We start from the raw sequence: 14,252 nt of genomic DNA on the forward strand, positions 1-14,252 counted from the left end.
CCCTTGTTGGCGGCCCGTCCCTTGTCAGCGATCAGGTGTGATGGCGGCCGCATGTTCGCTTAGCCGTCCAAGCCCGGCCACCGGCCGAGCAGATTTTGCGAGCCCTCTAACAACGCGCTGACGCGCAGCAGTTCGATGTCTCCACGGAATTTGCCGACGAGTTGAATGCCGATCGGCAGGCCGTCCGCGTCAAAGCCACAGGGCAGGCTGACCGCCGGATGGCCGGTCATGTTGAACGGCATCGTCCAGGGAAACCAGCTTGGCCGGACGTCGCTCAACACCCGCCCGTCGATTTCTATCGTGCCGAACAGGTCCTGATCGATCGGAAGCGCGGTGCGGGTGATGGTTGGCATCGCGAGAATATCGACCCTCTGCAACAAACTCTGAATCCGCCGGAACAGAGCCGTACGGTCAAACATCGCCTGCTGATAGTCAACACCGCTTACCTTCGTGGCCAGCGCCAGTTGCTTCATGAAGGTCTCGCTCAGCACATCGCCATGATCGGCCGCGAGCTTCTCGAATCGTGCGCGCCAGGCGGTGTGATTGATGGCCCGCCAGATCGGCTCCACCTCAAATCCGTCGGCGGACATTTCCTCGACCTCGGCCCCAAGGGCTTCCAGCCTGACAAGCGCGGCCTTGAATGCAGCAGCGACATCGGCCGCAACCGGCCGGCCTGAAGGCGCAAGGCAGAATGCGATCCTGCGCCCGTGCAGATCGCCGTTTGGAGCCGATCCCTCCACAAAATTCCATTGCGGGAATCCCATCGACCACGGATCGGAAGCATCCTCTCCCGACATTGCCTGCATCATCAATGCGGTGTCCGCGACGGTGCGCGTCATCGGGGTAACATAGGTCTGGTTGCCGAACGCGTCGTGCACCTGGCTGTGGGGAATAACGCCGTTGCTTTGCTTCAGCCCGACAACGCCGTTGCAGGCCGCCGGAATCCGCGTCGAGCCGCCGCCATCCGTCGCGATCGCCAGAGGCGCGATGCCGCCGGCGACGGCAACCGCCGCTCCCCCACTTGAGCCACCGCTCGAGCGCGCGCCGCTCCAGGCATTGCGCGTGCGGCCGAACAACGGCGAATCCGTGAGGCACTTGGTGCCGAACTCCGGCGTCGTGGTCTTGCCTATGAGAATGGCACCCTCTGCCCGCATTCGCGCCACGGCGACCGCATCATGATCAGGAACGTTGTCCTTGTAGGGGACCGCTCCGAAAGTCGTTCGCACCCCCCTGGTATTAACCAGATCTTTCACGGTGAACGGAATGCCGTGAAGAAGACCCAGCGGCTCCCCGGCCATGACCGCATGCTCGGCCTTGCTTGCCTCGGCCATCGCCTCATCGCCGCAGAGCGTGATGAAGCAGTTCAACTCGGGCTGCATTCGCTCGGCGCGCGCAAGCACGGCACGCATGATCTCAACCGGTGAGGCGTCTTTGCGGGCAATCCGCGCGCGGAGTTCGCTGGCAGGCAGCAGGCACAGTTCGTCGCTCATCACGCTAAAGCCCCAGGATCGATTTGACGCAAAGATGACATTCGCATTGACTTCAGGTCCAATACCATCGCACAACCGAGCCATACGATTTCGGTATGGCATGAGATTTCGGTATGCCAATAATGGACCTCCGCCGTCTCCGCTACTTCGTTGCCGTTGCAGAAGAACGCAGCGTGGGTCGGGCGGCCGTCCGCCTTCGTATGGCGCAGCCGCCATTGTCGGTTCAGATTCGCAAACTGGAATCGGAAGTAGGGACTTCGCTGTTTCGTCGGGACACCCGGGGAATGGAGCTGACGGCGTCCGGTCGTGCCTTGCTGTCGCGCGCGCGCGAAGCGCTGGCCTTGACGGCTGAAGGTTTCGAGGCAGCCCGCGCGGTGGCGGCTGGACGCCGGGGAAGATTGTCAGTCGGATACATGTTCGCGCTCGCCCACGCCGTGTTGCCCAAGCTCGTTCCGGAACTCCGAAGGTCACTTCCGAAGGTCGACCTCGAGTTCATAGAACTGAGCGCGTCGACGCGGGAGGCGCGGTTGCTGGACCACAGCGTGACTGTCGCACTGTGCATGCCTGCAATTCGCCACAGCGAGATTGAAGCCTCCACGATCGGAACGCAGCGATTGATGCTGGCCATGCCGGCCGGTTCGCCGCTGGCGCGCTCCGCCGCAGTGCCGGTAAAAAGACTGCAAGGGCGTCCGCTTATCAGCTTGCCCTGGCCCACCGAAGATCCGGCGACCTCCGTTGTGACGTCGCTGCTGAGGCGGCATCAGGTCGGTATGCCGGTTGCGAACCGGGTCGAAACGGTCCACTCGGCTCTCAGCATGGTCCTCGCCGGAGAAGGCCTGGCGATCCTTCCTGCCTGCGCCGAACTCGGATGTCCAACGGGCGTCGTGTTCAGGCCCTTCCTGGATGCCGACGACGCCATCGATGTCGCGGTTTGCTGGCGCCGGGATTCTCTCAATCCGTTAGTCCGGAATTTCCTGAAGTGCGCCGAGAAGGTGATCCGCCACATTTGAGCCGATCGATCTATCGCGCGTTCGCACCCTTGCCAGCCCGGTTGGCGACGAGGACTTTTAGCGGGCGATTCTCCGGAACAATCCGGCCGCGCTCTGCAATTTCCGGCAGGCTTAGGCCGATGCCTGGACGGCGACGTCACTGCCAGATACCGAAGCGTCCGCTATGACGCCGTGCCCAAGGCGATCCAAATCGCAACAGCGATGCACCAGACAATAGCCGCGTATGGCAGAGCAATACGCATTTTGCCTCCGCTCGAAAACGCACGAAACCAACGGTTGAACCACATTTGAACAACGCTCGTTCGTGTCGCCCTGATCGAGGCCTTCGATGGCCGCGCGCCGACCGGCATACAGCCCGCGTTGATCTACGTGCACGAATCGCACCTAGACTGTCGCCAGACGACGCGCCAAGTCTACCACCCAATTGGGGGTACTCCTTAAAACCGCTTCTGCGCCAAGGAAGTGTTCTGGTTGCGCCGCATCCAGCCGAATATCGTCGTGTGTTAGAATAACTCTGCACTGAGTCGATTGCAGCCTGGACTGTCCCATGAAGTCCAATCTACCGGTTGGCGTGCGCGTTCGAATGAGCGCTCTTGGTGCGTCACGCTGCGCGCGCCTTGCCAACAAGACCGGCACGATTGTCGGAGGGAGCGTCTACGTTAATAGCGTCAGCGTCTTGTTCGATGGAAATAAGTCGCCGACCACCATTCATCGCGAATACGTTGAAGTAGTGCCACCAGCCCTAGACACAGCACGAGACAGCCTGGCAAAGCGGCACTGAAAGCCAGAACTTCGTCTCACCCGATTGGGTTAGAGCGCGCCATCAATACCGATGAGGCTATCGTCTCATGCAAAAATGGCCGGCCGTGCGGACGACATGTTCAATCCAGCATCGACGTCGCCGATGACTTGGTACTTCCAGGTTACTTTTACTGATTGAGACCGGCACGAGTTTTCGCTCAGCCTGTCCCCACCTTCCATCAATCGGAAGAGATGGGCTGCGCCGGCTTGTCTTCAGGGGCTCCCGCGCGATCGCTCTGCGAAATCGCGAGCGCCGCAAGCACCGTCCGGTTACTGATTTCGAGCTTCTGAAAAATGTGATGAAGATGCACCTTGATGGTGCCGTCGGTAATACTCAGCCGTCGACCAATTTCCTTGTTCGACAATCCTTCGGACACCAGGCGCATGATCTGGCGCTCGCGATCCGTCAACGTTGTCAGCGCACTCTCAGCGACCGCGCTTTGCTCCCGAGTTATTTTTTGCTCTGGCGAAAGCAGCGGCAACAGCCGCTGACCTGTCGTAACCTCGCGCAAGGCCTGCATCAGAGCTTCGGACTCCGTATCTTTCGAAATGACGCTGTAGCCTTCGGCCGCAGCTGCCATAACCAGTTCGCAGTCCTCATCAGATGCGGTGAAAAAGACCAGTCGCGTGGCAAGATTCTCGGAATTGATGATGGAGAGAATTTCCGACTCGGTGACGCCAGGAATAGAAACGCCAAGAATTGCGATGTCCGGCCCGAACTTCCGCAGCGCCTCGATGCAACTCGCACCATCACTGCAACTCGCAACAATGTTGAAGTCGGCGTCGGCGCCAAGCAGGCGGCTCAACCCCTGCAGAACGATCGGATGCCGGTCTGCGATCACTACGCTGGTACAACGCATCGGGCGGTCCTTCAGCCTGTCCCCTCAATAACTTAAACCCCACTCGCCGCTGCTTGCTTCATTGCTAGCCTAAACGAGTTCGAGACAATTTTCCAACAATGCACCGCATTCGATGCCGCAACGCAAAACGAGGTTAACCCGCGTCCTGTCAGCCTGTCTGTGTCACAAAAGATGTAACCCCTTCGCGGTGCTTCCGTAGAAGTACGGATCGGTTTCGAGTGACGCGTTACTTCGCTTTCGCATGTCGTCATTTGAAGCTCTCGCGCCAGTGCGTCCGTACTTGGCAACACCGTCAGCAGTGCAAAAGCTTCACAACGCTTGATCAGCGCCGCGCTACCAACTCGCTCAGAGAATGCGGAAGAAAGGGTCGTTAGCCATTATGAACGACATCCAGCTGCCCGAGCGGGCACTATAACCAAAGGTATATAGGGATACGGAGAATTCGAATCTAACATTCGTAAAGACTTTACTAACGCGGATCCCTCGAAACCTGCCAAGCCGATATTCTGCGAACGTAGGAAAACAAGCATCACAGATTCGGGGCATTTCAAATCCGCCAACAAAAATCCTCAGAACGAAGGAGCAAGGCGACCAGAGAAGACGACCGACTGAAGAACAAGCCAATCATTTACATTTAGTTCAAACAATTGCGTTTGGCGGGAGAGTAAAATGCGGAGGCAAAAATCTTTTTCAACGGTTCTCGTTGGCAGAAGCATCTTAGTTAGGGAAGGAATTGCCAGAATTCTACGCGCAGCAAATTGTCGCACATCCGCCTCGGTATCGTGCGCTGATGATTTGCCGCCCGGCAAACTCCAACCACACCAATTGCTATTTCTCATTGTCCACACCGGTGATGATTTCGGCGTCGCCCTGGAACAAATCGAACTCTTGCGAGAGAGGTATCCGGGCGGCCGCTTTGCAATCGTGGCCGATCACTATCGGCTGGATGAACTGGTTTCGGCATTTCGGGCCGGCGCCAACGGCTTTTTCGTCGACGTAATGAGGTGTGATGTATTCATCAAATCCGTCGAGTTGGTGATGATGGGTGAAACATTTTTTCCGCCGGCATTCCTGTCATTGTTTCTCGATTCCAAAGGCAGCCACCTGCCTGAGGCGGCGCCGAGCGTCGAAAGCGGCGAGGCAATCCTCGTTACGACCGAGGACACGATCGCGCCGCAGCTTTCCCCTCGGGAGAAGTCGATTCTGCGCGGCCTGATCGAAGGCGAGTCCAACAAATCCATAGCGCGAAAAATCGACATCGCCGAGGCGACCGTGAAGGTCCACGTCAAGGCAATCTTGCGCAAGATCCGGGTCCAGAACCGGACACAAGCGGCGATTTGGGGGATGAACAATCGGGCAAGCAGCTTTCAGCCCTCAATCTCAAATGTGAGCGAGCGACATCCGACCCCCATCGCGGCAATCTCCGAAATCAAGCAAATCGGGGGGCCGGCGCCAGTTGAAGTACTTAACCACGAGACAAATCATGCCGAGGTAGCGCGTTACGACGGCCTGATCCGCAAGGACATCCACCCAAGGACTCTTGGCGCAGCGCGGGTAGGTAAATAGCCGGCAATCGCGGCGGGATTTGAAAGTCAGTGCCGCCGCGGTTTGCATGCGTTGCGCGCGCGAAAACGAAGCGTGCCGCCACGACGTCTTCGCGTTGCGCGATGTCCGGCTGCCGACATCGAGCCAGAATGGCACGCGAAGGTCGCAGCGAAATCGAGCGGGCGCTGACGGGCAGGCGGCCGAAGCTGGTGGCCGATCTCGATCTGCACGGAATCCTGCACTGTCACACGGACACATCGGCACCGAGACGCTGGAGAAGGCGATCCGGCTCGAAACCGCGCGCGACCACCTGGAGCCGTCAATACCGACCTAGGTCGGGTAGCGCCCCTCTTCTTGGCCAGGCGAAGGACGGCGACGCCGGTCGGATCCTTCACAAGTCGACGACCGGAAATGCCGCCCTTTGCACGCGCTTGACCTCGACCCACCCGTCGCTGCGTTCAGACCGCCACGGTGCGCCCGCCCTTCTTGAGATGAGGCCTTCGAAGCCGGGCTTGGCCGGCCCCATCCGGCAGGTCTCGCGAGAAGCGGACGGCATCCGCCGCTACCGTACCGATGAACGCGGCGGCCTGGCTGGGGCTCACGGTCGCGCGCACCGCCTGGCGATGGCGAGCTGGTATGTGATCGCGTGCGCCTGCTTCTCGGTGATCTCGGCCGTGGTCGGATCGTCGATGATGCGCTGGGACCATGCTGGCTGGAGCTGGGATCGTTCCATCAGACGATCCCTGAAGTTATCGCAACGGCACAATCGGCATTGGTGTGCGGTACAGCGTCACAGGCGCGTGATTGCGCTGGTCCTAGTGCGTGAGGGCGCCTCGTCGCCGCTTGGATCGGTCCGGCGGATTTTCGAATTTGAACTGCGTGACCTGTCGCCAAAGCTGCACCTCGTGGCCGTTCCCTAACTGCTTGGCGCGCTCTTTCGCTGCGTCGTCGTCGGTACAGTCAAAGTTGACCACGCCCACCAACCGGCCGTGTTCGTCCGAAACGTAGACACGATAATGCGGCATCGTTTGTCCCTACCGTCACCGTTTTATCTGCAAGTTACGCTGCGAGGCATGGAGATTTCGGGTCTTAACGGGCTACCTCTGATGGGCGGCGTGCTTGCTGCCGCAACTCGTCCTCAAGCCCGCTCATGCGGTCGGGCCATTCCGTGCTTGCTCACCTCCTGGACCTTAAGCTCGATATCACGATAGCCGTTGGGGTTCTGCAATTGCCAACGCCAATGGTCCGCGCACATTTGCTCCAACGATCGCGCCGATTTCCAACCCAACTCCTCCTTCGCAAACGTGGGGTCGGCATAACAGATGGCGACATCCCCTGCCCGGCGCGCCCCGATTTCATACCGAATAGACCTGCCGCTCACCGCCTCAAATGTTCGAATGACTTCCAGAACGCTGCTGCCGCTGCCCGTTCCAAGGTTGATCGTGAGCACCCCGGGCCGTTTCAGGTGGCGCAAGACACTGAGGTGACCGGATGCAAGATCGACGACATGGATGAAGTCGCGGATACCGGTGCCATCCGGCGTGTCATAGTCGTTTCCCCAAACGAGCAGCTTTTCTCGTTTTCCAATCGCCACTTGCGCCACAAACGGCAACAGGTTGCTCGGAACGCCCAGCGGGTCTTCTCCGATGAGTCCGCTTTCGTGCGCGCCAACCGGATTGAAGTACCGTAGGATACCGATCCGCCACTCGTCGTCGGAGCTGTAAAGATCCCTCAGCATTTCCTCGATAAAGAACTTCGTGCGGCCATACGGATTTGTCGGTCCGAGCGGATGCTTCTCGTCGAGCGGCAGATAGCCGGGTACGCCGTAAACGGTTGCAGACGAACTGAAGACGAGCGACTTCACGTTCGCCCGCTTCATGGCCGACACGAGCCGCATCGTTCCCAGGACGTTGTTCTCGTAATACGTCATGGGCCGAACGTTGGAATCGCCCACGGCCTTCAGCCCCGCAAGGTGAATAACCGCAGTCACCCCGCAGGAACGAAGTATTTCGTAGATGGCCTCTTCATTCCGGATGTCGGCGTGCCGGAAGACGAGCGACCGCCCGCAGATGGATTGCACCCGTTGGAGAGAGGCCTTGTTGCTGTTGGAGAGATTGTCGACCACGACGACGTCGAGCCCGGCCTCCATCAAGGCGGTACAGACATGAGACCCTATGTAGCCAGCGCCGCCTGTCAACAAGATCATTTCGGCCACTTTCCGTATTCGTCCAACCGGCTTGCGTGCAATGCCTGCCTGGGCGCCGGCTACGCTCTCCAGACCCGCACTCGCGATAACTGTTTCTGCGAGAAGGCTTCGGCAGCCGCGCCAAGGCGTGTCGTGGCGAAGACGAACGCCGTTGCGGCAACCCTCGTCACCGCCTCCCGACGCGCAGCGAATCGTTCCCAGTCGCGTCGATCCGGCCCATCCCTGACGGGATACTTGAACTGCTTAGGCTTCGGGGAGAAGCGTCAGGCCGGTCATGGTATCGCAAGGTGACCTCGACTGCGTCACCCGGCTCCAACTCGGTATCTTCGCTTGCGATGATCCGTTCCTGGCCCTTGTCGCCTTTTCTAATGATCGCAATCTCCGTTTTGTTACCGCTTCCGCGTGCGAGCTGTGATCGAACCATCGTAGTGTATAGAAGCTTCTCTCCGACGCTCTGCAACTTCTCGCGAATTTGGTTAAGCTTTACGCTGGTGTCCTGCAGCTCACGGAGCAGATCGAGCCTGCGCTGATCGTCAAGCTTTGCCAGCTTTCTGGTGAGCTCGTCCTGTTGCTTCTTGGCCTGCAGCAGTTGCGCGGTGGTCTGCAGCTTCCGGGTTGACGACAGCAACACCGCGCGACGGGCATCCGTAACGCGAGGGCTGGTCAAGGAACCCCTGGCGAAGAGATCGGACGCCTTCTGCAGTTCTTCGAGGTCTGAGTGAAGCCCCTCTTCCTCCTTCTTCTGCTGCTCCGAGAGCACACGGATCTCGTCGTCTCCCCGCCTTACGCCGCTTTGAAGGAATGTCTTTTCCTGCTGAAAGTCACTCTGCTTCGTTTTCAAGTATTCCGTTTCTGCATTGACTATTTCCGAGATCGCCGATCGAGCTATGGGCACGTCCGTCAGAATGCCTGGATTGAGCTGCGTCGCCTCTCCAAGCTCGTTCTTGATGCGCCACATACGCGCCTGTTCCTTGGCGAGTTCTGTCCAAAGCGACCCGTACTCGCTCCTCAGATCCGCCGACTCGAGATACGGATTATTCATTCTGATACGCATGATGTCGTAGCCGCCTGCCACAGCAACGAGCTGACGCGCGGTGATGGACGGACGGTAAGGGTACTCGCCCGGCTTCGACACGTCCCCATTTACGTATATCGGTCTGTATTCCGCCACCGTCGTAGTGACTTGATCCGCGTCTATCACGATGACGGCCTCGCGCTGTCGAAACACCTTGCTCGCCAGTGCGGCACCAATCTTGTCCCGGACCTGCGGCAAGGGCAGGCCGGCTACTGGAAGCATTCCGACCAGTGGTAACGAAATATTCCCGTCCATTTGGACGGCACCACGATGCCGCAGTTCCGGCAGGCCCGCCACCGAGACCTCCAGCACGTCTCCGATGCTGACCCGATACTCAGCCTTTGCTTGAGGAACGAAAATCGTGAGGCCAACGGCCACCAAGCCCCATTTGATGCTGCGGCCGAGCGTGCTGCCGAAGACATCGGTATCGAAATCATTGCGCAGTCCGGTATTCCGCATGGTGGCAATTCCCTGCTTGGACGTGGTCCGTGAAGTTCTTCAAATCTCCTGATGGAAGGCAGCGCGCGCCGGCATCGCTATCGTCCGAGCGACCGTCCAGAGAAGCCATCCGCACGACTTGCCGTTCTTGCTCCCTCATTGGCGCTGGGTCGCTCAGTAACTCCTTCTGTTCGATTGATCAGGGCCGAGCATTGCGAGCGGATTTCTTTCCGGTAATTTTAATCCCGCGGTGCCGCAGCTCAACCGACCATCGTGGTTACCCCTCCCTACCCATTTATTGCCAGTTCGGACCGGCGGCTCCGATGCTACTGATTTGGCCAGGGGGACGGAATGGCTGGGTGGCAGAGTGCGATGAGTTACGCCTCCTTTACCAATTTGCCGGCCTCGACACGTTCGGTCGGCGTCGGCAGGACAGTCCCGGCACGCGTCGGCAAGAACCGACTGGCTGCCCTATTGGCATTGGCAGCAAGTACCGAATTCCTACTCATAACTGTAGCGGCCTATTTCGCCGCCATCCTTTATCATCGACTGATCCTGGGGCAGGTCCTGGTCTCGCCGGATCCCGCCAAGTACATTCAGGAATCCCTTCTGATTGCTACACTGGAGCTGCTCGTTTCCATTGCGCTCGGCCAATACTCCCGGATCCTGACGCAGCCCCGCCACATGTTCCTATGGAGTGGCGCAAGCAGCGTCTTCCTCGCATTCTCCTTCTTCCTCTCGATAATATTCGTTCTGAAAATCTCCGAAGAGTATTCACGCGCCACTGTGATCGCCCAGGCCGTGAGCGTCCTCCTCGCGGTACTTGGCACACGCGCAATATGGTTCTCACTACTGCAGCCGGCCATTGCCGCGGGACTGATCGACGCCAGACGCATCGTTCTAATTGGAGACCAGGGTCACTGCCTGCAGTTCTCCGTTCGAGCGATGGGCACCGGGATTCGCACCATCCACTCGTTCGACTTTCCGACGGCTCGCACCGGTGCCTCCGTAGCAGCACCTCCCGATGCGGCCCAAGCACTGCTTGATGCGCGCCAGCTTGTCGCAAACTGCCGGCCTCTCCGAGCAGATGACATTGTGATTTTGCCTTCGGAAGCGGAAGTTCCGTCTGCTCTCGCGCTTGCCAGCGCCCTGTCAGACCTCCCGGTTGACGTTCACGTCCTTCCTGTTGGATCCATCGATCTCATGGCCGTGTCGCGGATCACCCAGTTCGGCGACATGGTGACGATGCGGATCTTCCAGTGTCCCCTCGATCCTTTCAACCGGGCCATAAAGCGAGCTTTCGACGTCGCCGCTGCAATCGCCGGGCTGATTATGGTTAGCCCCCTCTTCGTCATCGTTGCCCTCGCAATCAAGCTCGACTCCCGTGGGCCGGTGTTCTTTCGCCAGACACGGCACGGCTACAACAACGAGCCGATTCGCGTGCTGAAGTTCAGATCGATGACCGTGATGGAGGAAGGCGACAGCTTCAGCCCTGTCACCAGACACGATCCACGGGTGACTCGTCTGGGACGCCTCATGCGCCAAACCAATGTCGATGAACTTCCACAGTTGTTCAACGTCCTGATCGGCAACATGTCGCTCGTCGGCCCGCGCCCACACGCAACCTCGCAAAACGAAGTGTTCGCTGAGCTGATTTCGTCATTTTCCCGCCGCCACAACGTCAAACCTGGCATTACAGGTTGGGCTCAGGTCAACGGGTACCGTGGCGAGACTGATACCCTCGAGAAGATGCAGCGTCGTGTGGAGCACGATCTCTACTACATCGACAACTGGTCACTCCTTCTCGATCTCAAAATCCTGGTCATGACCTTCTTTTCCAGAAAGGTGTATTGGAATGCCTATTAACGCGGCTACCTCTGCAGCATCTTCTGCCAGCCGACTTCTGTTTAGTGGATCGCACGGCGATAAGACCGAGATATCCGTCGTGTTGCGCCTGATGCCCAGCGCCCGGTAGTGTAACCGCCAGTACAGGTTCGTGAAAATGCTGCAGATTTATAGAACGGAAAGCTCGGTAAATCAGGACGATATGCCGCCTGACTCTCGGTCGCCTTACGAGTTTCTGGCAGAAGGGGTGGCCTTCATACGGCGACACCTGTCGATCATGGTCCTAGCCTTTCTGGCAACGGTTTTCATCGCTCTACTCTACCTCGTCGTTGCAGTACCAACGTTCACCGCAAACGTGAGACTCATCATAAATTCGAAAGCTGCACCGGGAGACACTGCGTCCGTTTCAACGATCACGGACAGTCAGATCGCAATCATAGAGTCTGAGGGTCTCGCTCGCGTCGTGATCCAAAAACTCGGTTTGGCAAACGATCCTGAATTTACCGGGCAAGGCTTCGCGCAGAGCATGAAAAGGTCGGTCTCTCGGCTGCTCGGCTGGAGGAAGCCAGAAACGGAATACAGCTTGATGCGCCAGGCTACGGATTCGTTCGCCCGCAAGCTTTCGGCGAAGCGCGTCGGCTTGACGTACATTATCGAGCTTTCCTACGAATCCTCCGACCCCGAGCGCGCGGCGACGATCCTGAACACTGTCGCCGAAACGTACATCGTGAGTCAGATGGACGCAAAGTACAAATCGGCTTTGCAAAATGAGAGGTGGATCAAGGATCGGACCAACGAATTGAGCAGCCAGGTGTCAGCTGCCAAGAAGGCTCTAACGGATAAGAGGAACGAGATCGCGGATTCCGCTGATGATGCAGGCAAGTCATCGAAATCGATGGCGAGCATGCAGGGAGAGCTCCGAGAACTGGAAGCCAAAGCGGAAGCCGCCGCAAGGACCTATGATAATTTTCTCCGTGTGCAGCGGTATATGGAAGCCGCGCAGCAGCAACCACCCTCATCGACGTTCGAGGCGTACCAGCTCACCGATGTGTCGCGTCCCTTGACGGCCAGTGCGCCGAAAGCCGGAATCGTGCTCGGGGTATCGATCGTTGCAGGGTTGCTTCTTGGCATCGCCATCGGAATGCTGCGAGATCTATCAGATCGAGCGGCCGCACCGGAGGGCTGGTCTGGAGGACGCGCAGTTGTTCCAATGGGCAAAGTCAGCGCCTCTAAACCCCAGTTGGACGGCTCGTCCGAGCTCGAAAGACATCGCGAGTACAAAGAGCCGAGTTTGGGCAGTTAGGCGCACGAAGGGGTTTGGATCGTGCGCAGGGCGCAGTCTTTGGTTAATCCCCCTCGCCACATGAATCCACAGCGGCAGTATTGGTGTCTCTTGATAAAGCCCGCCGAAAGGTCCGCACTCGGTCCGTCAATCGTCAAGTCGTTAGGATTGGAATAGCAAGGATGCTAGCCGCGTTTCTTTCCCAAGACCGCGTTCGCGCGGCCTTCCGTGGAGGCCAGCTCGGCACCTATCTGGCCGTCCTGGCAGCTGGATCCAGCGCCCGCGTGTTTGGGCTGGCCTCGCAGTTCATCGTGCTGATCATCCTTAACCGCATACTGTCCAAAGACAGTTTCGGCGACATGATGATCGCCTTTGGCTTCTATCGAGTTATTGGCATGGCATTCGGGATCGGCGCCTCGCTGGTGCTCATTTATCACGTGTCGCGGCATCCCAACGACAGAACCGCGGAAATCAGACTGCATCGCTATTCGGCTTTCTTCAGCGCCGCGGCTGCCGCCCTCGTCGCACTCGCAGGCTTTGTTCTCGCGGGGCCGATCGCGCATGCACTCGCCAAGCCGGGGCTGGAGGCCTGGTTCCGCGAACTCGCGCCATTTGGAATTTTCACCGTATTGCTGGTGACGTCGACCGGCGCACTCGAAGGGCGATCGCGCATCACGGAATCGATCGCGCTCGGAGAAGCCGCTCCCAACGCGGTGCGGATGGTGCTGTTGCCCGCCGTGGCGCTGTCGGGCCTGCCGAACGCATACGTTGCCCACGCCATGACTCTTTCAGTTCTCCTTCCATGGCTATGGTCCGCTCGGTCGTTGTGTGACCGCTCGGTCGGAGGTTGGCGGCCTTGGACCTCCTGGGACCTGAGCTACTGCGGCAAGTTCGTTGCCGCAACGCTCTTCGCCAATCAATTGGGCGCCGTCGACATCCTGGTCGCCGGTATGTTGTTCCCATCGGAAGTTGTAGCGGATTACGCGGTCGCCTCACGGATCGCAGCCCTTTACTCGTTCTTTCAGATCGTGCTGCTCAAGCGCTTTGCGCCGCGCGCCGCGCACATAATCCAGACGAAGGACCTCGCCGCGCTGCGCCAGGAGTACGTATTCTGCCGCAAGCTGATGGTCGGCTGCAGCGCGCTGAACATCGCAGGCATATTATGCATCGGCCCCTTCCTGCTGCCGCTATTCGGCAATTACACCAGCGCAGGGTCGTTCCTGGTGTGGCTGGCGATCCATTCTTTCATGCATTCGTTCTTTGCAACTTCGGACCGACTGCTGCTCATCGCCGGCCAGGCGAACGTCTCGCTCAGGACCACCGCCTCGACCTTCGGGGCGCTGGTCACCGCACCGTTCGTGATAGCGCCGTTACTCGGTCCGACGGCGATTCCGATCACGATGGCGCTCGCGTGTGCTCTGCTCTATCCGCTCGCGGCGCGCGTAAAAACCCTGTTCGATGTCAGGACATTCGAGCCGCGCGACCTGCTGGTGATCGGCGTCGGGATCACCGTCCTTGTCTCATACGCGATTACCGGTGCTGTGATATGGGGTATTGCGAGCGTGACCGTCCTTTCCGCTATCGCCCTTTATTACTCCCTGTCGGCCATTCGGCGGACTTGAGCATGATGCTCCATCCCGCATCGAATCCAGGCGGGTGCGCGAGCGAGCCAGCGCCGGGATATGAAGATCGGGTGTCCG

The 14,252-nt window shown here is 58.9% G+C and carries 10 protein-coding genes; 6 read left to right on the plus strand and 4 right to left on the minus strand.

From position 1 onward, the window contains the following. Window positions 1-59 precede the first annotated feature (59 nt). Window positions 60-1,490, minus strand: a complete 1,431-nt coding sequence (locus tag JQ611_RS25365) for an amidase (RefSeq protein ID WP_212466915.1) — start codon at window positions 1,488-1,490, stop codon at window positions 60-62. Window positions 1,491-1,612: 122 nt separating this feature from the next. On the opposite strand from JQ611_RS25365, the gene JQ611_RS25370 reads away from it, so the two are divergent. After that, on the plus strand, window positions 1,613-2,500 hold the full coding sequence (locus JQ611_RS25370) for a LysR family transcriptional regulator (protein ID WP_212466916.1): 888 nt from the start codon (window positions 1,613-1,615) through the stop codon (window positions 2,498-2,500). A gap of 980 nt (window positions 2,501-3,480) precedes the next feature. Here the strand turns inward: JQ611_RS25370 and JQ611_RS25375 are convergent. Further along, window positions 3,481-4,161: a response regulator transcription factor gene (locus JQ611_RS25375; protein ID WP_212466917.1), complete on the minus strand. Its 681-nt coding sequence runs from the start codon at window positions 4,159-4,161 to the stop codon at window positions 3,481-3,483. 669 nt (window positions 4,162-4,830) lie between these two features. Between JQ611_RS25375 and JQ611_RS25380 the strand changes: the two genes are divergently transcribed. Then, on the plus strand, window positions 4,831-5,727 hold the full coding sequence (locus tag JQ611_RS25380) for a response regulator transcription factor (RefSeq protein WP_212466918.1): 897 nt from the start codon (window positions 4,831-4,833) through the stop codon (window positions 5,725-5,727). 128 nt (window positions 5,728-5,855) lie between these two features. Then, on the plus strand, window positions 5,856-6,626 hold the full coding sequence (locus tag JQ611_RS25385; protein ID WP_212466952.1) for a hypothetical protein: 771 nt from the start codon (window positions 5,856-5,858) through the stop codon (window positions 6,624-6,626). Between the two features lie 218 nt (window positions 6,627-6,844). On the opposite strand, the gene galE is transcribed toward JQ611_RS25385, so the two are convergent. Then, window positions 6,845-7,912 (minus strand): UDP-glucose 4-epimerase GalE, encoded by a 1,068-nt coding sequence (galE, locus tag JQ611_RS25390; RefSeq protein WP_212466948.1) that lies wholly within the window; start codon window positions 7,910-7,912, stop codon window positions 6,845-6,847. A 166-nt stretch (window positions 7,913-8,078) separates the two neighbouring features. After that, window positions 8,079-9,446: a polysaccharide biosynthesis/export family protein gene (locus tag JQ611_RS25395; RefSeq protein ID WP_212466919.1), complete on the minus strand. Its 1,368-nt coding sequence runs from the start codon at window positions 9,444-9,446 to the stop codon at window positions 8,079-8,081. A 351-nt stretch (window positions 9,447-9,797) separates the two neighbouring features. Here JQ611_RS25395 and JQ611_RS25400 point away from each other — a divergent pair, with 351 nt between their 5' ends. From JQ611_RS25400 to JQ611_RS25410, 3 genes are all read left to right on the plus strand, one after another. After that, a complete protein-coding gene (locus tag JQ611_RS25400) occupies window positions 9,798-11,291 on the plus strand; it encodes an undecaprenyl-phosphate glucose phosphotransferase (protein ID WP_212466920.1) in 1,494 nt (497 codons plus the stop codon). A 136-nt stretch (window positions 11,292-11,427) separates the two neighbouring features. Then, the gene (locus tag JQ611_RS25405; RefSeq protein WP_249133438.1) at window positions 11,428-12,573 is read left to right on the plus strand and encodes a hypothetical protein; all 1,146 of its coding nucleotides are present in this window, start codon (window positions 11,428-11,430) and stop codon (window positions 12,571-12,573) included. 161 nt (window positions 12,574-12,734) lie between these two features. Next, the gene (locus JQ611_RS25410) at window positions 12,735-14,174 is read left to right on the plus strand and encodes a lipopolysaccharide biosynthesis protein (protein ID WP_212466921.1); all 1,440 of its coding nucleotides are present in this window, start codon (window positions 12,735-12,737) and stop codon (window positions 14,172-14,174) included. Window positions 14,175-14,252: the final 78 nt, after the last annotated feature.

The sequence above is a fragment of the Bradyrhizobium sp. AUGA SZCCT0182 genome, assembly GCF_018130185.1.
GTDB lineage: Bacteria > Pseudomonadota > Alphaproteobacteria > Rhizobiales > Xanthobacteraceae > Bradyrhizobium.